The 23912-nt window shown below is 49.8% G+C and carries 25 protein-coding genes and 1 pseudogene; 24 read left to right on the top strand and 2 right to left on the bottom strand.

Going from position 1 to position 23912, the window contains the following annotated elements:
* Positions 1–8: 8 nt before the first annotated feature.
* The 10 genes from ACEPPX_RS10115 (at position 9) to ACEPPX_RS10070 (ending at position 8065) form a co-directional block, all read left to right on the top strand.
* Complete coding sequence (locus tag ACEPPX_RS10115) at positions 9–1439, top strand: phage portal protein family protein (RefSeq protein ID WP_416623919.1); 1431 nt, start codon at positions 9–11, stop codon at positions 1437–1439.
* Positions 1436–3178, top strand: coding sequence for a phage minor head protein (locus ACEPPX_RS10110; protein WP_416623918.1), 1743 nt, complete (start codon positions 1436–1438; stop codon positions 3176–3178). Before ACEPPX_RS10115 ends, ACEPPX_RS10110 begins: the two co-directional genes overlap by 4 nt.
* 1 nt (position 3179) lies before the next feature.
* Positions 3180–3368 (top strand): hypothetical protein, encoded by a 189-nt coding sequence (locus tag ACEPPX_RS10105; RefSeq protein ID WP_416623917.1) that lies wholly within the window; start codon positions 3180–3182, stop codon positions 3366–3368.
* A gap of 232 nt (positions 3369–3600) precedes the next feature.
* A complete protein-coding gene (locus ACEPPX_RS10100) occupies positions 3601–4563 on the top strand; it encodes a hypothetical protein (RefSeq protein ID WP_416623916.1) in 963 nt (320 codons plus the stop codon).
* Complete coding sequence (locus ACEPPX_RS10095) at positions 4556–4903, top strand: oxaloacetate decarboxylase alpha chain (protein WP_416623915.1); 348 nt, start codon at positions 4556–4558, stop codon at positions 4901–4903. Before ACEPPX_RS10100 ends, ACEPPX_RS10095 begins: the two co-directional genes overlap by 8 nt.
* Before the next feature lie 63 nt (positions 4904–4966).
* On the top strand, positions 4967–5953 hold the full coding sequence (locus ACEPPX_RS10090; protein WP_416623914.1) for a major capsid protein: 987 nt from the start codon (positions 4967–4969) through the stop codon (positions 5951–5953).
* Positions 5954–5966: 13 nt separating this feature from the next.
* Entirely contained in the window at positions 5967–6386 is a 420-nt protein-coding gene (locus ACEPPX_RS10085; protein ID WP_416623913.1) for a phage protein Gp36 family protein, read from the top strand.
* Positions 6370–6816, top strand: coding sequence for a phage virion morphogenesis protein (locus ACEPPX_RS10080; RefSeq protein ID WP_416623912.1), 447 nt, complete (start codon positions 6370–6372; stop codon positions 6814–6816). The genes ACEPPX_RS10085 and ACEPPX_RS10080 overlap by 17 nt, the downstream gene beginning before the upstream one ends.
* 2 nt (positions 6817–6818) lie before the next feature.
* A complete protein-coding gene (locus ACEPPX_RS10075) occupies positions 6819–7298 on the top strand; it encodes a hypothetical protein (RefSeq protein WP_416623911.1) in 480 nt (159 codons plus the stop codon).
* A 2-nt stretch (positions 7299–7300) separates the two neighbouring features.
* A complete protein-coding gene (locus tag ACEPPX_RS10070; RefSeq protein WP_416623910.1) occupies positions 7301–8065 on the top strand; it encodes a hypothetical protein in 765 nt (254 codons plus the stop codon).
* Between the two features lie 68 nt (positions 8066–8133).
* On the opposite strand, the gene ACEPPX_RS10065 is transcribed toward ACEPPX_RS10070, so the two are convergent.
* Complete coding sequence (locus ACEPPX_RS10065; RefSeq protein WP_416623909.1) at positions 8134–8316, bottom strand: hypothetical protein; 183 nt, start codon at positions 8314–8316, stop codon at positions 8134–8136.
* 102 nt (positions 8317–8418) lie between these two features.
* On the opposite strand from ACEPPX_RS10065, the gene ACEPPX_RS10060 reads away from it, so the two are divergent.
* The 14 genes from ACEPPX_RS10060 to ACEPPX_RS09995 all read left to right on the top strand — a co-directional run bounded on the left by ACEPPX_RS10060 (position 8419) and on the right by ACEPPX_RS09995 (position 23504).
* Positions 8419–12660 (top strand): phage tail tape measure protein, encoded by a 4242-nt coding sequence (locus ACEPPX_RS10060; protein WP_416623908.1) that lies wholly within the window; start codon positions 8419–8421, stop codon positions 12658–12660.
* Between the two features lie 97 nt (positions 12661–12757).
* Positions 12758–13168 (top strand): hypothetical protein, encoded by a 411-nt coding sequence (locus ACEPPX_RS10055; RefSeq protein ID WP_416623907.1) that lies wholly within the window; start codon positions 12758–12760, stop codon positions 13166–13168.
* 14 nt (positions 13169–13182) lie between these two features.
* Positions 13183–16713 carry a hypothetical protein gene (locus ACEPPX_RS10050; RefSeq protein WP_416623906.1) on the top strand — a complete coding sequence of 1177 codons (3531 nt, stop codon included), beginning with the start codon at positions 13183–13185 and terminating at the stop codon, positions 16711–16713.
* The gene (locus tag ACEPPX_RS10045) at positions 16714–17601 is read left to right on the top strand and encodes a hypothetical protein (RefSeq protein WP_416623905.1); all 888 of its coding nucleotides are present in this window, start codon (positions 16714–16716) and stop codon (positions 17599–17601) included.
* Positions 17591–17917: a hypothetical protein gene (locus ACEPPX_RS10040; protein WP_416623904.1), complete on the top strand. Its 327-nt coding sequence runs from the start codon at positions 17591–17593 to the stop codon at positions 17915–17917. Before ACEPPX_RS10045 ends, ACEPPX_RS10040 begins: the two co-directional genes overlap by 11 nt.
* On the top strand, positions 17907–19754 hold the full coding sequence (locus ACEPPX_RS10035; protein WP_416623903.1) for a hypothetical protein: 1848 nt from the start codon (positions 17907–17909) through the stop codon (positions 19752–19754). The genes ACEPPX_RS10040 and ACEPPX_RS10035 overlap by 11 nt, the downstream gene beginning before the upstream one ends.
* A gap of 2 nt (positions 19755–19756) precedes the next feature.
* On the top strand, positions 19757–19984 hold the full coding sequence (locus ACEPPX_RS10030) for a hypothetical protein (protein ID WP_416623902.1): 228 nt from the start codon (positions 19757–19759) through the stop codon (positions 19982–19984).
* 69 nt (positions 19985–20053) lie between these two features.
* Positions 20054–20389: a hypothetical protein gene (locus ACEPPX_RS10025; RefSeq protein ID WP_416623901.1), complete on the top strand. Its 336-nt coding sequence runs from the start codon at positions 20054–20056 to the stop codon at positions 20387–20389.
* The gene (locus tag ACEPPX_RS10020; protein ID WP_416623900.1) at positions 20379–20582 is read left to right on the top strand and encodes a hypothetical protein; all 204 of its coding nucleotides are present in this window, start codon (positions 20379–20381) and stop codon (positions 20580–20582) included. Before ACEPPX_RS10025 ends, ACEPPX_RS10020 begins: the two co-directional genes overlap by 11 nt.
* An 11-nt stretch (positions 20583–20593) precedes the next feature.
* Positions 20594–21109: a hypothetical protein gene (locus ACEPPX_RS10015; protein WP_416623898.1), complete on the top strand. Its 516-nt coding sequence runs from the start codon at positions 20594–20596 to the stop codon at positions 21107–21109.
* Positions 21106–21447, top strand: a complete 342-nt coding sequence (locus ACEPPX_RS10010; protein WP_416623897.1) for a hypothetical protein — start codon at positions 21106–21108, stop codon at positions 21445–21447. The genes ACEPPX_RS10015 and ACEPPX_RS10010 overlap by 4 nt, the downstream gene beginning before the upstream one ends.
* A 152-nt stretch (positions 21448–21599) precedes the next feature.
* On the top strand, positions 21600–21713 hold the full coding sequence (locus tag ACEPPX_RS10005) for a zinc finger domain-containing protein (RefSeq protein WP_416623896.1): 114 nt from the start codon (positions 21600–21602) through the stop codon (positions 21711–21713).
* Positions 21714–21783: 70 nt separating this feature from the next.
* On the top strand, positions 21784–22620 hold the full coding sequence (locus ACEPPX_RS10000) for a DNA cytosine methyltransferase (RefSeq protein WP_416623895.1): 837 nt from the start codon (positions 21784–21786) through the stop codon (positions 22618–22620).
* 47 nt (positions 22621–22667) lie between these two features.
* Positions 22668–23504: a hypothetical protein gene (locus tag ACEPPX_RS09995; RefSeq protein ID WP_416623958.1), complete on the top strand. Its 837-nt coding sequence runs from the start codon at positions 22668–22670 to the stop codon at positions 23502–23504.
* 79 nt (positions 23505–23583) lie between these two features.
* Here ACEPPX_RS09995 and ACEPPX_RS09990 read toward each other — a convergent pair.
* Positions 23584–23912, bottom strand: a pseudogene (locus tag ACEPPX_RS09990) (phage tail protein); the annotation flags it as partial.

The following is a 23912-nucleotide window of genomic DNA, read 5'->3' as shown; positions in this document are numbered from 1 at the left end:
CATTAAATATGTTTGGATTAACCAAAAGTAAAACCAAAAAACACATCGATGCGCTGGTCACAGATACAGCCTACGCGCTGGATAGTTTTATGAGCAGTGCGGAAAGTACCGACGAATTGCTAGACCGCTTGGGTTTGAGCCGCGAACAGGTTTACGCTGCCGTTAACTCTGACGACGAAGTGGAAAGTTGTAAAGAAGATTTGCGTACCGCCATGATGGCAAGTGGTTGGCGGCTATACGGCGACGGCACCGATGATGCTCAACTTGACCGCATTTATCGCGTGGTGCGCAAAAACCTATCAGCCTTTGTGGAACTGGTATTGACTGCCCGCTTGAATGGCTACGCGGTGGGCCGGTATATCTACCGACAAGACGATGATGGGTTGATTGTGCTTGACCATATCGCCGACCGCCGCGACGAGCTAGACCGTTACAAGCCAAAACGTGGCGGCGAATTGGTGTATCGAGGAGACAGCGGAGAAGAAGTAATTGATACTCAAGTGATGCATCTGCTGCTGGTTAATCGGGCTACGGCTAAAAACCCTGCCGGCGAAATGGCCGTCGCACGGCTTTATCCTGCTGTGTCGGTGCGTAAAAACGGATTTTTATATGCGCACCAATTTATTAAGCGTTACGCCCAGCCTTATATGGTGGGCAAGGTTTCGGGTGATGCCCAAGGCTTTATCGGCAAATTGTTTGCGTTCGTTTCTGGCGGAGCGATTACGGTTGATACGGAAGACAGTGTCGAGATGCTCACCAACTCAGCCAATGGCGAAGGCTTTGAAAAATTGGAGCGCATGGCAAACGCACGTATCCAAAAGGCCCTGCTCGGTCGAGTCAAAATATCCGACCTTGCCAACGGAAGCCGTGCCGCACAAGAGACGGAAGAGAATACCCGTCAAGACCGAATCGAAGCCTATTTAAGCCTGCTATCCCTAGCTATCCAACATGCTGTTGATGCGATGGTAGCGGTTAATGCCGTGTGGGGCGTGGAAATTAAACAAAAAAGCGGCCTGTGGTTTGAATTTAACGAAGAAATCAAGGTAGATAAGACGCGAGCAGAACGTGACAAAATGTATGCGGATACCGGCATGGTTAGATTTACGGAAGAATATTTTGTGCAGGTACTTGGCTTTGAAAAAGAGCATTTCGAGCTGCTTGACCCGGCCACACAAAGCCAAGGTCTAAGCCAAGCTATGTCCGCGAAACTTTCAAACGTTCAAAACGGGCAAGAGCCGCCGCTTTTGAAAGCCGACCAAGCCTTGATGCAGCCTAAAATTCAGGCGGTATTAAACGCATTGCAACTCTCGGAGAGCTATGCCGATTTTGAGTCAGCTTTAAGCAAGATGGATTTAAGCGAGGGCGATATGGCAATTATCGACAAGCTGGTCGGCGAGAGCGTGCGCAGTTTTTCAGACGGCCTTTTGGATGGCAAATGATGAAAATCAATTTTAACAGCCTCATTGACCGTGCCGCCTTGGGATATCTTAAAAGCAAAAAGCTGCTGCCCGGCTTTAGCCATTACGACGTGTGGCTATATGAGCATGCCGTTGCTTTTACCGTTGCCAAAATGATGGATACGGATATGCTGGCCGACGTCCAAACGGCCTTAACCGATGCCATGCAAAACGGCACTACATTTGCCGATTTTAAAAAGCGTTTAAAACCGTATTTAATGGCTAAGGGCTGGTGGGGCGAATCGGTCATGCTTGACCCCGAGGATGATGCGTTAAAAGTGGTACAGCTCGGCAGCACCCGCCGCCTACGCACTATTTTTCATACCAATCTGCAAACCAGCTATGCAGCTGGACAATGGGCGCGGATTCAAAACCGAAAAACCGCCCTGCCGTATCTCAAATATATTCCCAGCGCAGCTACGCACAAGCGTGATGCGCATAAACCCTATTACAATTTGATTCTGCCGGTCGAGCATGAGCTATGGAACACGATTTTTCCGCCGAACGGTTACGGTTGCCTATGTAGTGTCCGGCAGCTCACGAAGACACAAGCGCTGCGCGAACGTGGCGAAGACATTGCCAAAGACCCCGGCGGTTTTACGGAGGCTCAAAAAGAAGCGCATAAACAAGGACGCTTGGAAGACAGTCCGAACATCGAAACCATAGAATTTACCAATCCGCGCACGGGGCAGACGGTGCGTATCCCGGCTGACATCACGCCCAGCTTTGCCCATAACCACGGTGATAGATTGGGGGCATTGCAACAATTAGCCACAGGCAAGCATGGCAAAAACTACGCCGCTATGCTGGCCGCAGAGACTAACAACTACATACGCCAAAAAATTGGCAGACCCAACTTCATTCATGGCTTGCCAAATCTAACACTCAAAAACGACGGAGGTGTTGCCAATGCACAGTCTTTGATTTTTTCGGAGGCGGGCCGCGGAGAGCCGTTGGGTTATGCTACCCCGGGGACCGATGGCGGATTGGAGCTGGTGCATCGGGACGGCAACTATTACCTGCTTAAGTACAGTGATGACGGTGTGAGCGTCAGCCATCTGTCTGCCGCCCAAACGCTTAAAATGAAAACCGACGATATGATGTTGTGGGCGGAAAAAGGATTTGTCGATATTGCAGACGAAAAACTTGCACAAATCAAAGCCGCCGACTTTGGTGATGCGGATTTCGCCGACAAATTGGCTGCATGCATCTACACAAGCGAGAGCGGATATACTACGGTTAATCTGCCATTGATCCGCTATAAAGGCGATTTGAGACAGTTAAGCAGCTATGAGCTGCGCATGGTTACCGCATTAGATGGATTTTTGGCTAAGGCGCCAACTTATGTCGGTACCACCCACAGGATGGTGAACATAGCCGACCTAAATAACCCGGATTTATTTATGGCTGCCCATCAACCGGGTAGCATACTGCGTTACAGCAATTTTACCAGCACCACCTTACAGCAAGGTAACTTCGGCCAAGACCGCGACGTGGAGATAATAATCCACGGCAAAAGCGGCGTGCGCATTGAATCCATATCTCAATACGAGCAAGAAAAAGAGGTATTAATGCCAAGGACTACGGTTTATAAAGTGAAGAGCCGGCGCGAAACGGTTGATAATAACGGCCAAACCCGGCACCACATCGAGCTTGAAGAAATAACAGACGCGGGATATGATGAATCGATGATCGTACAGCTAAGCTGTTTGGGTAAATAAAATGGATACGATGCAGAGTAAAGACCAAGCCGTCGCTCACGCCCTGAATAATTGGGATGAGTACGAAAAAAGAGCGACGGAACTAAACGACAGTTGGGTACGTGCCAACATTGCCAAGCTGCCGCCGGAAGAAAAAGCAAAAGCGGAAAAACTGCACGCGGCTGGGCATTACAACCGCCCAAAGCGTTAGATAAACCGCAAATCCGAAAAAACGCGCTTTTGGGCGCGTTTTTCTTTAAGGGTATCCTTACCCCTTACCTTTGATTTACACCCCCGATTAAACCCCGATTAAAATCGACGCAATCGGCATCTATGCCATTGCAAGGCAATTCAAAACGGCAATAAACAAAAATACCTTTGCTGCCAATAGTAATGAACGGCTACCAAGACGTTTTTCTACAAGCCGCCCCTATCATGGCGGCATGAAAACGAAATCCATCCCCCAAACCTTAAATCTGCGCCTTTCTTCTGCCGATGCGGTGGCCGTTGCTGCCGTAACGGGCGAAGAGCCGCGCAAGTTTTCCGGCATTGCCAACAGCGGCCGCCCGTTCGGCTTAGGCAACTGGCAAACGGTTATCGACTTCGCCGACATCCAACTCAAGGACAGGACAGCTTTTCTCATTGATCATGAGGGCAGCAAGCGCGCCGGCGTGGGTAAGTTGTCGGTTACTTCAGACGGCCTCTTCGCCGAAGGCACTTTGCTGAAAAACGAATACGGGCGCGCCGTGGCAGAGGAATCCGACCAAGGATTTCCTTGGGAAATGTCGGTTTATGTACAGGCCGGCAGCATTGAGGAATTGAGTGCAGGCACGAAGATGAGCGTTAACGGCCATGAAGTACAAGGCCCTATGCTGATTATGCGTAATTGCACCATTCGTGAAGTGTCGTTTACTGCCGTAGGAGTCGACGGCAATACCCATGCCGTAGCCTTGTCGGATGACGGCAAGCCGCAGGCATTTGATTATCAACACAAGCAACAGGAGCATTTGAGCATGACACCTGAAGAGAAGGCGGAATTTGACCAGCTGAAGGCGGATAAAGCCAAGCTGGAACAAGAAAATGCCGATTTGAAACTCTCGGCGCATAAAGCGCAGATTGATGCCAAGTTGGCGGCAGCCGGTTTTAAAGCCGGCGAAGATGGCAAATTTAGCGGAGTGGGTGAATCCACCTACAAGCTGTTGTTGTCTGCCGATTTGAAAGACGCAGAATCTGTGATCGCCGATCTGAAGCCGGCCGAAGCGGCCTTGTCTGGCGCGGGTAAACCGCCGGTGCCGGAAGCGTTACTGGCCGATAAAGAGGGCGGCAATCAAACCGAACCGCAAGTCGGCGTAAAACTGTCGGTGGCAACGGGTAAAAGTTCGCTGAACGGAGGCGCGTATGTCTAACGAAAAAATGAAAACCACTGGCGAAACTTTAGGGCGCGTGACGGGCGATTACCTAAAGTGGGAAGCCACGCCGTTAACCCGCGAGGCGGTAGCCGCTCCAGAAAAAACTAAAATCGGCACGTTTGTCGATTATCCGTTGCGCGAAGGTAAAAAGCTGCTGGCGTTAACCGATGAGCAGGACGGCAAGGTAATAGTGCAGCCGCACAACTGCATTATCGATTTATCGCTGGTTGCTACTACCGCAGTTAATGCGGCGGCATCGACGGGCGGCAATCTTGAGGGCCTGAAAAAAGACGGCGACCCTTACGGTATTGTTTATCAAGGCACGCCTACGCCTTAACCATAAATGGTGCAGGCCGTTTCAGACGGCCTAACCCTGCATATTTTAAAAAAAGGAAACATTATGCCTTTATCTAGCGAAAGTAAATTTGGTGTTTCGGCGTTGACCGCCGCCATCAATCGGATACCTCCGACACCTACGCAAATCCGCGATCTGAATATTTTTGAGGCCCAATACTTGACCACCACTTATATCAACGTGGAATACCAAGAAGGCCGTCTGAATTTGGTACAAACCAAAGAGCGCGGCCAATCCGGTCAGGCCGTACCGCCAAAAGATCGCACAATTAAAACATTCCGCGTCCCGCATCTGCCGCAAGACGACGTAGTCCGCGCCGATGATGTGACTAACCTGCGCGCGTTTGGCAGCGACAAGGCCGAAACGGTAGAAAATGTGGTCAACGATAAAATTGCTGATGCCAAACTCAACCTCGAATACACCCGCGAACACCTGATGTTGGGTGCATTACAAGGAAAGATTTTAGATGCCGACGGCACCGTGCTGTACGACCTGTATAAAGAGTTTGGCCTAACTCGCCAAACCGTGGACTGGGCCTTAGATACCAAAACCACCGAAGTGGGTGAGGTAATGGATAAAACCATTGCCGATCTGCGCAAAAAACAAAAAGGCGCGATGGTGACTGGCTGGGTGGCCTTGTGTGGTTTGGACTTTTTGACAGCGCTGAAATACCACGAAAAAATCAAGCCGCTGTACGAGCGTTACCGTGACGGTGCAGCCTACCGCGAAAGCTCAGCCAATCCGATTGACTTTGAACACAACGGCATCAAGTTTATCCAGTACACCGGTGACTTTGGTCCGAAGGGTGCAAAAATCGAGGCCAATAAGGCAATCCTGTTACCGGTTGGCCGAAAGCTGTACACCGAAGCATTTGCGCCGGCGGACATGAATGCGACCGTCAATACCCGTGCGCTGCCTTATTACGCCAGCCGCGAAAAACTCGTCCACGACAAAGGCTGGAGTTTACACATGCAATCAAACCCGCTGCCGATTGCTTTGCGCCCCGAGCTGCTGGTAACGCTGACCGTTTAAAAGGCCGTCTGAAATGCTGATTACCCGTGAAGATATGATTTTGCGATTTTCCGAAAGAGAAATCGCCGCACTTACCGACCATGATTACGGCAAAACCGTGAACGTCGAAGTATTGGATCGGGCAATCGCAGACGCGCAAGCCGAGGCGGGCAGTTATCTGGCCGCCGCCGGGTATAAAAGTCTTGATGGTGTGGAGACGCCCCGCGTGCTGGTGCTGAAGGTGTGTGATATTGCACGTTACTACCTGCATGAGGACGGCGATATTGAGATTGTCGAGAAGCGGTACAAGGCGGCTATCGACTGGCTTAAATCATTGGTTAAGGAGCCGCGTCTGCTGGGTTTGGATACAACCCAGCCGGCAGACAAGGCTTCCGATGCCATGTATGCGGTGAGACCCAACACGGTGGAGCAATGGCATGAGATTAACGGTTGATACCCGGCTGCCCGAACTGCAAGCGCATTTAGATACGTTGTATCTGCGTTTAAACGGGGATTTAAAACAGCCTTTAGATGCCGTGGCCGCACTGTTGGAAAACAGCACCCGTAAGCGGTTTGAAACCAAAACGGCACCCGATGGCAGCAAGTGGGCTGATTTATCGGCATGGACGCTGCGTGCGAAGACCGGGAAAAACGGTAAAACGCGCGGCTCTATCTTGGTTGACCACGGTGACTTGTTGAGAAGTATTACAAGTCATGCGACTGAAAGTATGGCCGTGGTAGGCACCGATCGGGTATATGCAGGTTATCTGCAAACCGGTACCGCCAAAATGGACGCGCGCGAAATTTTTGGCTTGAGCGACCAAGACCGCAGCGACATCCGCGAATCGTTGGGCGAGTGGCTGCAAACTATTTGGAGTAAGTAGTCATGGCAAAACTGCCTATGTATCAAAACATGCTGGCTTGTTACCCCGCCATTTTAGAGCGCATGCAGCAAGTACCCGGGGTAAGCGCAGTATTTGAGGCCACAGATTTGGAGGCGGTAACGTCAGACCGCAAAATCAAGCCGCAAGACGGAGCGGTTTATGTGGTGTTTGACGGTTTCACGCCGGATGGCACGGCTCTAAATAAAGGGCTGTTGCGCGAGCGTTTGAGCTTTAGCTTTATTTTAGCCAAGCGTCAATACAATCCCAGCCGCCTACAATACGGCGCAGACGGCGTGGGCGAAACCATTACCGCCATTAAATCGGCATTTCAGGGTTTCGATCCTTGCGGCGAAAACGGGCAGAAGCTCACGCTTGAGCCGTTTACCGCGCGAGCCGCCCTACCGATTGCCTACCACGAAGGCTTTGCATTTTTCCCTCTGCGGTTTGAGACCGCAGTAGCTATTGAGTTAAGAAAGGACTAAATATGCCTATCAACCGCACCGCTGACCACGGCCTGATTTTTGAGGGCGACGTTAAGGTACGCAACCGCAATATCGCTGATGGCGGCATTTATGATGTCGGCAATACCACATCGTTAACCACCGCGTCATCGACCGAAAGTAAAGAGCGTACCAGTAAGCGCAAAGGTACTTACGGCCAAGCGTTGGATAGCTTGGTGACTCAAAAACCAACCGAGGTCGGTTTGAAATTAGATACTCTTGACAAAAATAACTTGGCAATGGCCTTAATGGGCGAGGCGGCTGTGATCGAAGCCCGGGCCGAAACGGTATCAGATACCGTAATCCATATCGGCAAAAAAGGCCAAGGCTATAAGTTGCCGCACGAAAACATTGATCCGACCACGATTAAGGTTAAAAACAAGACAGACCAAAACGTGGCCGCAGAAAAGGTTAAATTCAACGCCAATGTCGGCCTGATTGAAATTGATCCGTCTGCTGACAACGTAAACGACAATGAAGACATCAAAGTGAGCTATAAAACCCGCGCTGCTGGCGGTTTCAAAATTAGCGCAGGTGCATTGAGCCGCTTGGATCTGGAAATTTGGGTTGACGGCAAAAACCGCATCACCGGCGAGGCCGGCGTGTTGCATATCCCGCATGCCGTGCTTGCGGCCGATGGCGATATCGACTGGTTCGGCGACGACTTCGCGGAAGCTGCCTTTAAGGGTACGGCGGTGCTGGCCGAAGGCCAAACATCAACTTATTACTTCTCCAACTTTGGCAATTAAGTTGGGTGTCAATGATAAAGGCCGTCTGATATAACAGACGGCCTTTTTGTTGTTTTGCGGATTTTTTGTCATGCGTTTAACAGAGCGGTGATAACCGAAAAAATCAGAAATCCAACTACAACGGCAGCAGCATAAAACGGCAACTTGGCGAATAGAGATATCGGGGTGCCTTTGGCGGCAGCCGGAACACGGTATCGGCCCGAATTAGTCAGTAGCCCCGCGCAAAATAGCAGCAATAATAATAATTCCATAGCAGCCCCCGTCCCGTTGTAATGAATGATTTCCGGTATGCCGGTGAGATCTCTTATCAATAATTATGGATTAATATAACTTAAATATAAAGGTTTATCAATATGGCATCGGCAGAGCTTCAGGCCGGCATCCGCATTACGGCGGGCGTGGACGGCGCGGAACAGATTAAGACACTTGCGGAAGAAATTCAGGCCGCAGGGCTTGATACGGCCAAATTGTCGGAAGAAGCGCAAAAGCTGCATGAGACATTTGCGAAAACGTCGCAGCAGCAGGCATTAATCGAGCAGTACAAGGCTTTGGAAAAAGAGCTTGAGGAAACAGGCCGCGCCATGAAAGAGGCCGACACCCTGCTTGACCGGCTACATGAGAACATGAAAGACGGAGCAACCGCCGAGCAAAAAGAGGCGGTGGCAAAACTGCGATCGGAAATGGAAAAGCTCGCCAAAAAAGAAACCGAGCTTGCTGAAAAAGTGCGTGACTCCCGCAATGCCATGACTGCGGCGGGTGTGTCGGTTAAAAACCTTGCAGCCGACGAGCAACGGCTGGCAACGGAAGCATCGGCAGCCGCCGTTAAAATGGACAAACTCGCCGCCGAAGCGCAGGAGCTCAAGGCTATTGCCGATGCCCGCATTCAATTGGGGCTTGACGCAGACGATAAAGCCCGCAGGGAAATCGAAAAAACCCAGCAGGCTTACGAGACGTTAAAAAACAGCGGCACACTAAGCCATGCCGAACTGGCCCGGGCGGCGGAACTGCAACGCGACAAGGTTTATAAAATAGAGCGCAGTTTAAGCGATCTGCGTCCTACGTTGGCGGATGTTGCCGACGAGTTACAGGGCGTGGTTACCAAAGCTGGCGGCTTGGCCTATGTCGGACGCGAAGCAGTCAAGTTCGAGGCCGCAATGGCGGGCGTGAAAAAAGTGGTGGACGGCACGCCTGAACAAATATCGGAGTTATCCGGCGAAATCAAACGCATGGCGGGCGAGTTGGGTATCGTCCCCGAGCAGTTGGCGGAAATTGCCGCACAAGGCGGACAGTTGGGCATTGCGTTGGAAAGGCTGCCCGAGTTTACCGAGATGGCCGCCAAAATGTCATTAGCATTTGGCATATCGGCCCAAGAAGCTGGCGATGCGGCGGCTACTATTGCCAACGTATTCCAATTGCCGATTGAAGAAGTGGAACGGTTGGGCGATGCGGTCAACACGTTAGGTAACAACACTGCCGCTCGCGAAAAAGATATTGTTGCCGCTATGACCCGTATTGGCGGTACGGCCAAGCAGTTTGGTTTGGCGGCGGAAGAAGCGGCTGCTTTGTCCGGCGCGTTTATCGCTTTGGGTAAACCGCCCGAAGTGGCGGCAACGGCCATTAATGCGTTGCTGCAAAAATTGCAGACCGCGCAATCTCAGGGCAAGGATTTTCAGGCGGCCTTAAACGAGATCGGCTTGTCGGCTGATGATATGGCGGCGAGTATTGCGGCCAATCCGCAAAAAGCCTTAAGTGAGTTTTTAAGCAAGCTGCAACAGCTCGACAAACAGAGCCGCGCCCTCGTGCTGTCTGATTTGTTCGGCACCGAATATAGCGATGACATTGCGTTGTTAGTCGGTTCGCTCGGAGAGTATGAAAAGGCTTTGGGCTTGGTTGCTGACAAGGCAAAAACGGTTGGTGCGATGCAAGCCGAATTTGCGGCGGCAATGGACACCGCGGAAGGCCGTTTGAATCAGGCAAAAGCATCTTTTCAGGCAGCGGCCGCCACTATCGGCGAAGCCATGCTGCCCGCCATTTCTGCCGTTGCTTCAGGCGCTGCGCGTGTGGCTGATACGGTTGGCGCAGTAGCGGAGCATTTCCCCGTTTTGACCCAGCTGGCGGTTATGTATGCAGGCTTGCGCGTTGGCATGCAGGCGCTCGAAGCCATTACCCGTTTAACCGGCGCAACATCTGTTAAAAGTATGTTGCAGGCGGAGATCGGTGCCAAGAAATTTTCCACTCAACTTTTGGGCGCAAAAGTTGCCGCGGCTGCATTAAACACCGAATTGGGCAAAACCTCTGCCCGCGATCTTGATATTTTAAAAAATGCGGCATCCAGCCTAAAAGATAAGCTGGTGCAGGTAGCTCAGGCGGCGGCCGGGATAGGCATGGCATTAAGCACCGGGGCGAGCATCGGCGATTGGGCTTATCAAAATTCCTCGACCGTTAGGGCTTTAGGCGACGAGTTGGGGCGAGTTTTAGCGTATGTAGATGCTATTTTCACTGACCGCACGTTTGATGATGTATCTAAGTATTTCAAAACATCAGCCCAAGCTGCCCGCGAGTTGGCCGAAGCAGAAAAAGCGGCGGCCAAAGCTAAGGCGGAGCGGGCGGAAGCCGATGCCAAGGCAGAGGCGGCAGAATCTGCCCGTATCTCAGCCATGCAGCAACAATACCGCAATCTAAAAGCCGAACATGATGCGGTGATCGCATCTATGAAGGTGTTGCAGTCTGAGGGTTTGGGCAGCGGAGTAATTTATGATCAGCTCGCTATGCAGGCAGACGGTTTGCGGGCAGAAATGGAAAAGTTAAACGCCGAATTAAACAAGGCGGGTACAGATTTTGAATTTGATACCGGTGCCATTGCAGCTGCTAAAAACGCGCTTAAAGATTTAGGCTTAACCGCCGGGCAAGTGGCAAGCGGAATCAGCGAGGAAGCGGAAAAGGGCTTGGCCGCTTTTGACAAAGCGGCGGTGCAGTTCGGGCATAACAGCGAGCAAATGGCGCGGATATTTCAGGCCGCCTTGTCGAAGATGGATAGCCCCGAAGCAGTTGAGGCTCTAAGAAAACGCCTAGAAGGTGTGGGTAAGCAGGCCGGGTTAACTGCCGAAGAGATTGCCAAAATCGGCGAGAAAGCTCCCGATAGTGCCGCTAAAGTGGCGGAAGCCTTTGCCAAGATCGGTGTTGATGTTGATGCGGCCACAACAGGCATCAGCAGTAAGGCGAAAGAAGCGTTTGCCGATTGGCAGGCAGCATCAGCGGCAGCCAAAGAAGCAGGAATTGAAGATGCCCGCCTAATCCGCAACGGTTTTGAACAGATGATGGGCAAACTGCAAAGCCGTGCCGAGTTTGAGGCGTTTCGCGCACAATTACAAAAAAGCGGCGATGCGGCGGCATTAACCAGAGAGCAAATCCAGCGGTTAAACGATGCGGCAAAAGAAGGGGCTACAGGCGCTAAAACGGCTTATGACGCAATGGCCCAATCCATTAAATCGGCTGCCGCTGCCACCGATTTGAGTCGAGTGGCAGCCGAGGCTAAAGCTGCATTTGAGGCGGGTACGATTACGGCAGCTCAATATGATCAGGTGTTAGCTCAAGTTAAACAGCGAACGGCAGAAATTGAGACGCAATCGGCCAAAGCGGGTGATGCGGCGGCAAATGCACACAACAAAGCGGCAGCGGCAGCCGATAATCATGCGCGGGCCGCCCAAAATGCCGGCCAGTCAAATCAAGAGTTAGCCAACGGTATGCAGAAGGTGGGCGGGGCATCGGAAACGGCAACCCGAAAAGTCAATGCCTTGCATCAAGGTATAAGTAGCACCTACGGTGTAGTCAAGCTGACGCGCGAAGAGTTTGTACGCTATAACAATTTGCTACACGGCTTGACGGAAAAAGGCACACACTTTTTGCGTAATGGTTGGCGTGCTTATGCCGACCAGTTTTTAAACTCCATCAAAGAAGCCAACCTCGCGCAAGAGGAGTTAAACGCTGCCATTTCAAACGGTACGGTTAATATGACTCATCTTATCCGTGCGACCACGGTAGCGGGTGAGGCTGCCGATAAGTTGGATGCGGCATCTTTGCGAAACTTTCGAAACTCCATCGAAGCGGCGCGACAAAAACTGGTACAGCTTAAAGACGAGGCTACGGATGCCCGGTTGTCGATCGAAGCGGAGCTGGCCGCCATCAACGGCGACGAAGAAGCGGGCTATGCCTTGCAGCAGCAACGGAAATTAGCCGAATTAAGAGCCAAGCAGCAGGCTGCGTTCAATAACGGCCAAGGAGAGGTTGCCAGCGAATGGGCGCGTGCGGCTCAAGCCCAAGAGGCGCTATACGCGCGCCAGAAAGCGCAACGCCAGCGCGAAAAAGCCGAAGAAGAGAAAAGGCAGCGAGAAGCGGCGGCGAATAACCAAAATGGCAGCAGCCGCTTAGATATTACCAATGTAGATAATTTAAAACTTGAAGGGCTTGGTAATGCTGCCGATGGCGTCATTAATCAACTGGAGTCAGTATTAGCAGCCCGAGATGCTAAGGTCGTTGAAAAATTCGGGCAAGAATTTTTAAATAAATTGCAAGACGGCCTTGCTCGTATGAGTTAGGCAGCCTAAAAAAAATCCCACTCAACCGGACCGAGTGAAGCCCTTATCCCCCGCCCCGTGCGGGGATTTTTTTATCATGAGGTAAAGGAGTTTTAAGATGGCAAACGATTATTGGCAGTTAAAACGTAATGACAACGGGGCGCGTATTGAGTTACCCCAAGATATGCGGTGGAGCGACGAATTTGATTGGAGCCGCGTCGCTCAAGCTGAGCCGCAACGGACACTATCGGGCGGGCTGGTTATACAGCAGGGAGTCAAGCTAAATGGCCGCCCTATTACCCTGAACGGCGAAGGTATTTGGATTGACCGCGATAAGCTGCTTACCCTGCGAGACTGGACGGATATCCCCGAACTGGAGATGACTTTGCAGCATTATGACGGCCGGGAATTTACAGTGGTTTTCCGCTTACACGATAGTTGGGCGGCTAATCTGGCACCTGTGATGTTTGCAACTCCCGAGACAGGTAGTGACAAATATACTGCAACGATTAATTTGATGACGATTTAACCGGATTTTAAAACATGGCAAAAACAACCAGACTTACCCAGCAGGATTTGCAAATCTACCCTAGCCAACGCTTAACTGATACCGATGATGGCGGCGGTTTGATGGTCGGCACCCCTCTTACGGGCGCAGACAATGAGTTGTTTCCGCCCGTGTCCGATGTTGACCGGACAATGGGGAGTTTCGATGCGCGCCTTGTCTACCCCGCCGTGCTGCGTAACGATGCCGAGCCGTTATATGGCAGTCATTTTGTCATTTCGGTTCCGCCTGAGGCTGGCAATGTGTCTTTTTTAGTATTTAAAGCGCGCAATTATGGCGAGCTGCGCGCAGAAATTATGCCGCGGATAGAAGCGTACAGCGTGCCGACAATTGAGAGCCGTATGACATTAATGGGCCGCCACTTGGCAGGCATCCGCATTATACAGGCATACCAGAGAGTGGAGGCGCCTCTACCGAAAATCGGTGAGCGTTACTGTTTGTTTTATTCGGATCGCAAGGGGGCCGAAAATATTACCCGACAACAATATTTCAGGGTTATGGACCTGGACCACGAAATCCGTACATTTGAGTATGTGCGTCCAAGCGGTGAGGTAGTGGAGTTTAACCGTAGGGTATTAAAAATGAATATCTCTGGTCCATTGTCACATGACTATGAGGGGGTTGATTATCCGGTTATTGGTTATGCCGACAACAAAAAAACTAAAATCCTCGAAACGCAAGTTGCGGACTCGGCCAGTTATTACGGTGTCCGCCCGTTGGCGATGCCGGCTAAAAAAGGCGATGCCGAAATTAAAGTCGATACGATTTTTGAAAAGTTAGTGCCAACCAGCGCGGTGGAGACTGCGCATGCGGATACTCACCCGGTCATGTCGTCGGTGTGGGTGGCCTCTGCCCCGCGCCGTGTCATGTATAGCGGTAGTGGTTCGGTAAGCGGTGATGTGTATCTCGCCCAACCGGTTGTGCCGGGTACGATTGAGCTTGCCGGATATACCGATAATGCCGTTGGCCAATTGATTAAGGGTGATGCTGTCTTGCAAGTGGATTACGAGCGCGGCTTGATTAAAAACATGCCATCAACCTATGTATCGGCAATTTATGGTGTGCCTGGCGCCAAAATATCGGCCGCTTGTTATTCGGCCCATATCAACGTTAAAGATACTAATCAAGGCCAACAATGGGCCCCATTGCTTAAGCCCGCACCGACGCGTGGATCGGTAGTTGTATCGTATATGAGCTACGGATCATGGTACGAGTTACGTGACTATGGCGACTTAATTTTAAGAGATGACACGGGGGCGCCGTGCGGATCTGTCGAAAGCAGCGGGTCGGTCATATTGTCGCTGCCGGCAGTGCCGGATGTCGGCTCACGTATTATTTTTTCATGGGCTGCATCAGATGCTTTTAAAACTTTTGATGCGAAGGCTGCCGGCAGTGCGTCGGTTGCGACAAGTGTCAGCAAAGATGCGGTTTATCCGGCTGCTCCCCAACCATTTATCAAGCCTGGATCAGTCAATTTGTCTTGGTCGGGTGGTGCTGCGAGTGATGACGGACGGCGGGGGTTAACAGGTAATGTGGCGGGGGAAATCGATTATCAAGCCGGTTTGGTTCGCATCCCTGCGGGCGCACCCGCAGCAGCGGTATCGTTTACCGCCAAACGATATGTCGGCGAGCACGTGTTACGCGGGGATTTCCAAGCTAACGGAAACGGTTTTGAGGGGGTGAAAATCGGAGCCTGCCAACCCGGTACCGTTGTGCTGTATGTCTGGGCCGAGGTGTCAGTTTCAGGCGTTCCAGGTTGGCTGGCATCATCTCCCGACGGTTGGCCCTATCTGCCTAAAGAGTTGTGGCCTGTGGTTACAAAATACGCATCCACCGGTACATGGTTAAGAATCTGCGACGATGGCGCCGGTGGACTGTTATTAGCCGGTAAAAAACTAAGTGGCGCATCTATTAACTATGCCGATGGTAATTTGGTATTGCCTAATTCGGCCGTTAAGCTGGATGTGCAAAGTTATCGGAGCGGCAAGCACACAATTACCGTGGGCGCGGAAGCGCTGGATTTTGTGGCCGAAATGTACAAAATCACAGAATACACGTTAGAGCTTGGCAAGCTTAATCCTTATTACATCAACTCGCCTGCTACGGAACCCGTATCCGGTAACAGCAACGGCGGGAGTTGGATGCTTACAGTCCTGTCGGGCCAATATTACGGCGAAAAAGCCGTATTGGATACCTGGTCATTCATGGCGGGCAACGTCGCCATTATTGAGCGTGGCGGAGTGCTCTACAAAGACTTTAACCATCGTACCGGCATAGGCGCTGTTATAGGTACTTTGGATTCCGCCACCGGAGCCGTAAAAATATCTGATGTCGAGGGGGATTATAGTGACCTAAAAATTACAGGCGGCATAGTGGCGTCTACTTTGCCGGTTATGTATAGCTACAGTGGCCGTGCTCCAGCCGCTCCGGTTAAACCTGAGAGCTTTACCGTGTATAGCGGCAAAGGAGAAAGTGCGAAAAGTGCTACTGCCGATGAGGCCGGAGTAATTAGCGGTGATTTTGATGGCAAAATCGATTATGAAACCGGAGCATATCAAATCAAATCCGAGGCTGGATTTAACCCGTTAGATCTGCGTTATAACATGGTCACTCAAAATAATATCCCGCTTGATTCGAGCATTATTGGTATTGATGCCGTACGCCTGCCGCCGGATGGCCGTGTGCCCATATTCCGCAAGGGGGATATGGTAGTAATCGGCAATAAGCTCAAACAGGATTTGGGTAGCGCTTTTACGGGCGGGCAAGCAATGGAGCTACAACGTAAAAATATTGACCGGTTATGCTTGCTGGATGCCAACGGAAAACATGTTTTATCCGATAAATATAGTACCGATCTCAAAGCAGGCACCATCACTTTTGCCGAGCCACTCAATTTGTCAGAGTACCAAATGCCGTTGTCGGCGGAACAAGCATGGGAAGAAGAAAACCGTGTTGTTGGGGCCGATATTTCAGGCCGTCTGAAACTCCAATTCGGACTTGGACGTGATTACCCTGCCGATAATACCTATGTGTCTAGTGCGGTAATCGGTGGGGATTTATTGGTGCGTTACACCGAGCCATTTAGTCAACAGGCATGGGATAGGATTTGGCGCGACACGATCAGCGGCGATGAAATCCTGGCCCGGCTGAACGTCAAAGATTATCCGATCAAGCTAACGAGTGCTGGAGCCGTAACAGAGCGTTGGTTGATTGTATTTGTTAGCGACAGCCAATTTGAGCTGTATGGAGAACGGCTTGGTTTGGTAGCCAAGGGTGATATTTTATCGCCGCTGGCACCGGTTAACCCTGCTACCAATAAGCCCTATTTCACGTTACCTCATCTAGCTTTCGGGGGCGGATGGAGCCGCGGTAACTGTATCCGATTCAACACATTTGGCACGCAGCTGCCCGTTTGGATTTTAAGGGCTGTCCAGCCCAGCCCGATAAAACAAAGCCAGCGTGATGGATTTAGTGCTTGTTTGCGCGGCAATACGATTGTGGAGAGTTAAATGATTGACGGACTTAGAAAAATCCCTGTTAGTGTATACCGTAGTACAGATGAGGGTGCACCTCAGTTGACAAGGCAATTAGGGTCGTTAAACGTCGTGCTTAAGGCATGCTTGGTCACAGGATATGGCACTAACTCCCCACTAGGATGGGAGCTAGCATTTGAAGCAGAAAATAAATCTGCATTTAAAAGTGCAGATCCTACGAGTAAACAGCATTATTTATACGTGGATCATTCTGTCCAAGAAAATAATGCGCACGTTTCAGTTAAAGTCAATATGACATCACTTGATAGCTGGGAAACCCAATACGGTTTAGGTAGTGAAGCCCAGTATTATGATTATTGGACTGCGATTTCTCGTGGTAACGAAAACACTCCGTGGATATTAATAGGACATGAAAAAGCTTTTGTATTGTTATTTGGGTCTACTGATAAAAGATTCGCTTCAATTTGTGGAGGATGGATTTATTTTGGAGACATCCCAACGTACGTTCAATCTTTCTATGATAGTGTCATTTTAGTTAAATCAGGATCCGGATCTGTGTATGGGTTCGATAACTCATCCTATGGTATTTCTTGTTTCCGTGCTTTTTTTTCATCATTAGAAAAAGAAGCTAATTTGACAACCATTTATGGATCTGCCGATAAAAAGTGGGGTCTGCCATTATTCAATAATGATGATCAATTAGCTGCGGTTGATATTTATTTGAAGACTAGCCGTAATTTGTATGGAACCTTACCAGGGGTATTACTATGTAATTTACGTATGGGCAAAACACTGAAAGATTGTACATATCCTAATATGGAAAATTTTATCGAATCAGCAGTTGGATATGGAGGAACAGGTGATACTCTATTTTTTAATAAGGTAGCGTGGGATGGTATCTAAGGTCATTATAAGTCCATGTGATGTAATTACCAGCGAGTTGGCTATTGGCGGTAAAGGATTGATTGGCGGCGTGTCTCCCGGAATTGTAACGGTCGGCGGTAAACCGGCACGGCGAAAGATTGTGCTGATAGATAAAAAAACTATGAAAATGAGGCGATATGTTTGGTCAGCTCCGAACGGCACTTGGAAAATGACAAGACTCAATCCGAATTTGGATTTTATTGTGCTAGCATTGGATTACTCAAAGCAGTACGAACCAGTCGCTTATGACTATGTTAGGCCGGTAGTTGCCACGGACGACGGTGATGGCGGATAAGCTTACTTACGATAAGCTGCCGTTACCGTTCGGGACGCTTATCGGATCGGATAGAGACGCTGCGCGGCTACGGATACCATTTGATCGATTACTCGGCTATCCGCTCGGTGATGTGGATAATCAACCGCCAGCGCCCGAAAACCCAACTAAACCGATAGATCCTAGGTTTAGATCAGTATCTGCATCTTGGTCTATGACTCAAGGTACGGTGACAACCGATAGTTTGTCTGTTAATGCAACATGGATACAGCAATCCTCATTACGCGAGTATCAGGGTGTCAATGTTGATGTGTTGCCATTATCGGGCTGCGGGGCAGCAACCGTATCCGGTGTGGTTGGATATGTTAATGAGCGAGTGCCAACTTTTAGCCAAAGCGAAACGGTTAAATCATATTATGATTTTTGTTTGTCCGATGTATCGGCTCATAGCCGGTGTGTAACATTAACCAGTGGGAAAAAAAAACTACTTACTGGAGCGGTGGAGGCATTATTTGATGGGGCAAATATTAAAAACTGTGTGTATACACATCAGTCGGCCTCAATTGCTTTTAGTGTCTATACCTTGGCGTCTATATCCGCTCAGCTTGATATGAGTGGAGATCGTAGGCATACATATCTGCCTGCATTATCAATACCCTGTGAATATTACGAAATCGAACTTGAGCCGGAAGTGCCGGCTAACACTTATGTCTGCGGTATACGTCCGCCATCGGACAGGCTTAATTTAGATTTTACGCGGCGGCGCATTGCTTATGATGCCGCCACGTTACCTTTGTCTTTTGATTGCTACCAACGGGCATTTACACCTGTTTTGAGGGCCTACATGATTAACAACGTTGTGTCTGCTACTTTGTCGGATGGCAGAGCTTTAAATTTGTTGTCGGCCGATTTTACGGCAGACATGGATGGCTATTATTGGCAAGGCAGCATTACATTGCCACCGGATGATTTTACCGTTTTGGATATGCTTAATGCGTCCAAAGGTGACGAGCCATTGATTAAAGTTAATATTAACGGCGATAGTTTTGTGTTTATGGCTGAAGAATATCGGGATAACCGGATTTTCGGCAAGAAAACATATACCGTAAGTGGCCGCAGCGTAACTGCACGAATGGGGGATACCTATGCTCAAGCTGGGAGCGGTACATACAGATCACCTATGTACGCACAACAAATCGCGGCGGAGCAACTTAAATATTCGAGGTATTCCCTTGAGCATTTTTTAGTGCCTGATTGGCTGGTACCTGCTGATGTGTACAGTATCAGTGACAAATCGCCGGTGGCCGTTTTGGCCGATATCGCATCTGCCGCCGGCGGGTTTTTGGAATCGCATCCAAACAAGCCTTATTTCTCAATCCGACCAAGATGGCCGGTAGCCGCATGGGATGTAGTTAATAGCGAGCCGGATGTAGTTGTGCCGGCAAGCGTTATATTGTCTGCGAGCGGCAGTAAGCGTGTTAAGCCCAAAGCTAATGGCGTATGGGTTTGGGCTGAGCACAACAAAGGCCGGGCAGCGGATGTATACCGTAAAGGCAGCAACCGCGAACCGAGGGCATCAGCATTAACCCATCCGTTGTACACGGATAATCCGGTATTAAGTGCTGCCGGTATCGCTGCCCTGAGTGACACGGGAGCCCATAAAATTGAGCAAATTAAGTTACCGGTTAGCGCAAAATACGCATTGCCATGTGCAAAATTGGGGCAGATTTGGCAGGTGAATGAACCATCCGGAGCGTGGAAAGGCGTGGTTACTGGCGTATCTTTAGGTGTGTCCGTTGAGCGTGATGTACCTGTCGTGTATCAAACCGTAACCATAGATTGTTACTTGGATAACTAACTATGAACTTATTAAAGCAGCTGGACGGGATATTAAATCAGCAAGTTAAAGCAGTGGCAAAAATCACCGGTGATTTGGGGGGCGGCAGTTTTGCCGCTCAAACTCCAGGCGGCCGAAACTTAGTGCTAACCGGTAATGCATCTATTGGTAGTCAAGTAATTTACGATATAACCAGTCGCCGTATCCTTGGGGCAGCCCCTGATTTGCAGATTACGGATATCCCAGTGTAGTGGTTGGTGTAGTGGTGTAGTGAAATCCATGAACCATTATCAGGCAATTTGGCAACGTAAACTCACGACATGAATAAGCCTTTAACATTCAAACGCGGCGAAACAATCGAAATTACGCTGCTGTTCGATATTTTGGACGACTACGGAATATCCGGCCTTTTAGGCGTGGATGCCCTTGCCAATATCCGCCCGAAATTCGGCAATGACGCGGTAGCGGCTTTTGCCGTGGATGTGTTCCCCGAGCAAAACCGCCTGCTGCTGACCATGTCTGCCGAGCAGTCGGCCGCTCTGAAAGAAGGTGCTTATATTGCAGATGTTACCTTTACCCGCCTTTCAGACGGCCTTGTGCAAATGAGCGGGGATATTACTGTCGAAATCATCAAGGGGACTAGCTATGCTGGTTAATTTCCGCGTTTATCGTGGCAATATCGCTCATGCCGAGCGGCGTTTTGATGACGACTTATATAAGGTTTGGCTAGCCCAACCTGAAAACCAAGGTAAGACCTTTGATGACTTTACGGCGTGGCTACAAAGTTTCAGGACGCCTGAAAATGATGCGCCCGATTTTGTTGCCCGCCTTATTTTAGCCATGTCATAAGTGATAAAAAAATGAAATTAATCGAACGTATCAATCTGTTTATCGACAAAGTTGGCGAAGTGCTTAAAGCCATTAAGGGCGACATCGGGCATAAGTCAGCACTACAAACTGATCAAAAAGGCAGTTTGGTAGAGGCGGTCAACGAACTTAAAACCCGTATCGATAGTGCTGCGTCAGGCGGCAGTGTCGCCATTAATGATGCCGCACCCGCATCTGAATCTACCGTTTATTCCAGCCAAAAAACCGAACAGCTGATTAATTCCGCTAAAAATCAAGCAAAACAGGAAGTTAAAGCTGAAATTTTAGACGGTGCGGAAGAAGCCTATGATACCTTGAAAGAAGTTGGCGCTTATATCGCAGAAGATAAAAGCGGGGCGGCGGCAATGGCTGAGCAAATTGGTAAAAGATTGCGCATTGATGAAATCCAATCGTTATCGCCGGAGCAAAAACTTGCGGTGGAAACTACCTTAAATTTAGGCGACACCAACACCGATTTTGTTGCACGCTTTGAGCAGGCATTGAAATGACTTTAAAACAACAAATAGACCGCCTTTGCGACCGCATTGCTTCTGAGTTCAAGCAGCTAAAAAAAAATCTTGGCTACCAAGAATTTCAGGAGGGATATTACAACCGCCAGCAATTAGAGGAGTTTAACGGCGGGCAGCCTTTATCTAATGCGCGGTTGGTTACTTGCCCTTGGCCGGCTGCGTTCACAAAACGTCCATGTGTGCAGATAACACTGGATATTGTTTCGACAGCCGCAAGAGTTCAATATATTCAAAATGTTACCGAAACAGGTTTTGATGTTGCCACTAACTACGCGGCAGACCTCCGCGGTGTGTGGTTCAAAGCCTATGTTAAATAAGGAGGATTCATAATTTATAGATTTAAATGAGAGCGGCGACGTGTCGGTGTCACGACCACCGACACGCCAGCCAAGCAGAGACAGCCTGCATTGACTTCAAGGCCGCACCTGTACAGGCGCGGTAATGATAACCCAAACGGAGTTAATGCGACATGGTTTATTACCAACAACTGCGTTGCCGCTGCTGCCAAAAGCTTTTGGCAAAAGGTAGCGGCAATGTGCAAATCAAGTGTAATCGCTGCAAAACAGTTAATACTTTCAATTGATTATTTCATAGAGTGCCTAGAGCGCCATATTTTCAGAGCATCTTAAAGAATGCCGACGCGAAAGGAAAATATGGATGCAAAAGCACCATCAAAACCAACAGTCGGCAGCCTCTTTGCAGGGATCGGAGGTTTCGACCTCGGATTCGAGCAGGCCGGATTCAAAACAGACTGGCAAGTCGAAATTGCCGACGTCCCCCGTGCCGTCCTCGCCGACAGATTCCCGCACGCCAAGCAATTTACCGATGTGCGGACTTGCCTGCCAGAACTGTGGCGCACCGACGTCATCATCGGTGGATTCCCATGCCAAGACGTCTCCTCAGCAGGAAAGCGGCGCGGCCTTGCCGGAGAGCGCACCGGCTTATTCTTCGATGCGATGCACATCGTCAACACCCTTAAACCTCGGTGGCTGGTGCTTGAAAACGTCACGGGGCTGCTCAATAGCAACGATGGCAAAGACTTTCAGACAGTTATCCAGTCCCTTGCCAAATGCGGGTATGTGGGATATTGGCGAGTGCTTGATGCTCGCTATTTCGGAGTCCCCACGAAACACCGTCGCGTTTTCATGGTCGCTGGATTGGGAGAGTGGCCACCAATTGAGTTTATGGCTGACTCCGGACCAGCTGACCGGTTATCTGGCAAGGCTAGAGAGGATAGCCTCTGGGCGCAAGCACACCTTACGTTACTTGCAGGTTTCGAGGCCGGGACAAACATCGACGTATCGGGTTCCAATATCATCGCTGTCTCGGACGGACGGGGTAAGATGGTTGAGCGGGGCAGAACGGTTACAGATCATGGGCTTCGCAAAGGACTGGATGCGGCCAACTTTGCAGAGGCTCGGGGTGCCGGAAACGCCGTTGTCCCGCAAGTCGCACGCTGGATTGCCGAAAAGCTCATCAAAACATTCTAACTAATCTAACTAAATAAAAAAGGCAGAGCGCCAGTCAAGAGTGCCTGCTGATTATGACTCATTACACTAAAGCCCCTTTGCCGTTCGTTGGGCAGAAACGTAACTTTATCAAGCATTTTAAACAGGCTCTAAACCATATCCCCGCCGATGGGGCTGGTTGGACAATTGTGGATGCATTTGGCGGTAGCGGGCTGTTGGCTCACATTGCCAAGCATGTTAAGCCAGCAGCCCGTGTCATTTATAACGACTTCGACGGCTATGCCGAACGGTTGCGCCATATTCCTGACACAAACCGCCTGCGTAAGATACTCGTAGATTTGTTGTCAGACTATCCGCGCGATAAACATATTGACAAGGCAACTAAGTCTAAGGTGGTTAATGCCATCCAAGCATTTAAGGGTTATAAAGACTTAGGTTGTCTGCGCTCTTGGTTGCTGTTCAGCAGTAATCAAGCCGGCACAATGACCGAGTTTCTTGGCAAACATATGTACAACTGTATTCGACAAACAGATTATCCTGACGCCTACAACTATTTAAAAGGATTAGAGATTGTTTCCCAACCGTTTCAAACCTTGTTGCCCCAATATACATCGCAGAAAAATACCCTACTTGTGCTTGATCCACCGTATGTATCGACGTTGCAAAGTATGTACAAGAATGCAAGTTACTTCGGCATGGTTGAATTTTTACGTCTTGTACACATGGTTCGCCCGCCTTTCGTCTTTTTCAGCAGCTCCCGCAGCGAGTTTATGGATTATTTGGATTTTATAAAATATAACCGCCCTGACGAGTGGGCGGTATTTGATGGATTAACCCATGTAAGTATTGAGGCAAGCATGGGTAAAAACAAAAAGTATGAGGACAATATGGTGTTTAAATTCTAATAGTCTGTAAATTGCGTTTGTTTTGTCATTTTATATGTCAAAAAAAATGCAAAATCATGACAAAACCGCCGCCGTCTTACATACCGTCTTCGGCCGCCCGATAAATCTGTACGCCTTTGTTTACCGCCTGCATGATATCCGATGCTTGAGCCTGCACGGATTCAGGCAACAATGCCAACAGCGGATTTTGTACTCCGCTCATCACGCCCGGTGTCGGTAGCGGGTTATTGGGGTCGCCCACAAACTCGGTCAACTCAACATCCAACTCACGCGCGGCCGTGCGGCCTTGTCCGTCCTGTATCAGCGTGCGCTCAGCCAAACGCTCAATCACAAACCAGCCCACAAAGCGACCACTGCCATATACCAAAGCCTGTGCTTGTTGGCTCTCTTTGGCTGCCAGCAAACCTT

This window comes from Neisseria sp. S1 (assembly GCF_048060015.1).
GTDB classification, from domain to species: domain Bacteria; phylum Pseudomonadota; class Gammaproteobacteria; order Burkholderiales; family Neisseriaceae; genus Neisseria; species Neisseria arctica.
Note: the sequence above shows the minus strand (reverse complement) of the source record. Positions and strands in the feature narration are given on the sequence as shown.

Bases quoted from the DNA above. Each gene is read 5' to 3' on its own strand.
- ACEPPX_RS10075 (WP_416623911.1), top strand. From the start codon at position 6,819: ATGGCAAAACTGCCTATGTATCAAAACATGCTGGCTTGTTACCCCGCC.
- ACEPPX_RS10105 (WP_416623917.1), top strand. From the start codon at position 3,180: ATGGATACGATGCAGAGTAAAGACCAAGCCGTCGCTCACGCCCTGAAT.
- ACEPPX_RS10020 (WP_416623900.1), top strand. From the start codon at position 20,379: ATGCTGGTTAATTTCCGCGTTTATCGTGGCAATATCGCTCATGCCGAG.
- ACEPPX_RS10035 (WP_416623903.1), top strand. From the start codon at position 17,907: ATGGCGGATAAGCTTACTTACGATAAGCTGCCGTTACCGTTCGGGACG.
- ACEPPX_RS10045 (WP_416623905.1), top strand. From the start codon at position 16,714: ATGATTGACGGACTTAGAAAAATCCCTGTTAGTGTATACCGTAGTACA.
- ACEPPX_RS10065 (WP_416623909.1), bottom strand. From the start codon at position 8,316: ATGGAATTATTATTATTGCTGCTATTTTGCGCGGGGCTACTGACTAAT.
- ACEPPX_RS10100 (WP_416623916.1), top strand. From the start codon at position 3,601: ATGAAAACGAAATCCATCCCCCAAACCTTAAATCTGCGCCTTTCTTCT.
- ACEPPX_RS10030 (WP_416623902.1), top strand. From the start codon at position 19,757: ATGAACTTATTAAAGCAGCTGGACGGGATATTAAATCAGCAAGTTAAA.
- ACEPPX_RS10085 (WP_416623913.1), top strand. From the start codon at position 5,967: ATGCTGATTACCCGTGAAGATATGATTTTGCGATTTTCCGAAAGAGAA.
- ACEPPX_RS10010 (WP_416623897.1), top strand. From the start codon at position 21,106: ATGACTTTAAAACAACAAATAGACCGCCTTTGCGACCGCATTGCTTCT.
- ACEPPX_RS10070 (WP_416623910.1), top strand. From the start codon at position 7,301: ATGCCTATCAACCGCACCGCTGACCACGGCCTGATTTTTGAGGGCGAC.
- ACEPPX_RS10115 (WP_416623919.1), top strand. From the start codon at position 9: ATGTTTGGATTAACCAAAAGTAAAACCAAAAAACACATCGATGCGCTG.
- ACEPPX_RS10005 (WP_416623896.1), top strand. From the start codon at position 21,600: ATGGTTTATTACCAACAACTGCGTTGCCGCTGCTGCCAAAAGCTTTTG.
- ACEPPX_RS10025 (WP_416623901.1), top strand. From the start codon at position 20,054: ATGAATAAGCCTTTAACATTCAAACGCGGCGAAACAATCGAAATTACG.
- ACEPPX_RS10110 (WP_416623918.1), top strand. From the start codon at position 1,436: ATGATGAAAATCAATTTTAACAGCCTCATTGACCGTGCCGCCTTGGGA.
- ACEPPX_RS10015 (WP_416623898.1), top strand. From the start codon at position 20,594: ATGAAATTAATCGAACGTATCAATCTGTTTATCGACAAAGTTGGCGAA.
- ACEPPX_RS10095 (WP_416623915.1), top strand. From the start codon at position 4,556: ATGTCTAACGAAAAAATGAAAACCACTGGCGAAACTTTAGGGCGCGTG.
- ACEPPX_RS10055 (WP_416623907.1), top strand. From the start codon at position 12,758: ATGGCAAACGATTATTGGCAGTTAAAACGTAATGACAACGGGGCGCGT.
- ACEPPX_RS10050 (WP_416623906.1), top strand. From the start codon at position 13,183: ATGGCAAAAACAACCAGACTTACCCAGCAGGATTTGCAAATCTACCCT.
- ACEPPX_RS10090 (WP_416623914.1), top strand. From the start codon at position 4,967: ATGCCTTTATCTAGCGAAAGTAAATTTGGTGTTTCGGCGTTGACCGCC.
- ACEPPX_RS10040 (WP_416623904.1), top strand. From the start codon at position 17,591: ATGGTATCTAAGGTCATTATAAGTCCATGTGATGTAATTACCAGCGAG.
- ACEPPX_RS10000 (WP_416623895.1), top strand. From the start codon at position 21,784: ATGGATGCAAAAGCACCATCAAAACCAACAGTCGGCAGCCTCTTTGCA.
- ACEPPX_RS10080 (WP_416623912.1), top strand. From the start codon at position 6,370: ATGAGATTAACGGTTGATACCCGGCTGCCCGAACTGCAAGCGCATTTA.
- ACEPPX_RS10060 (WP_416623908.1), top strand. From the start codon at position 8,419: ATGGCATCGGCAGAGCTTCAGGCCGGCATCCGCATTACGGCGGGCGTG.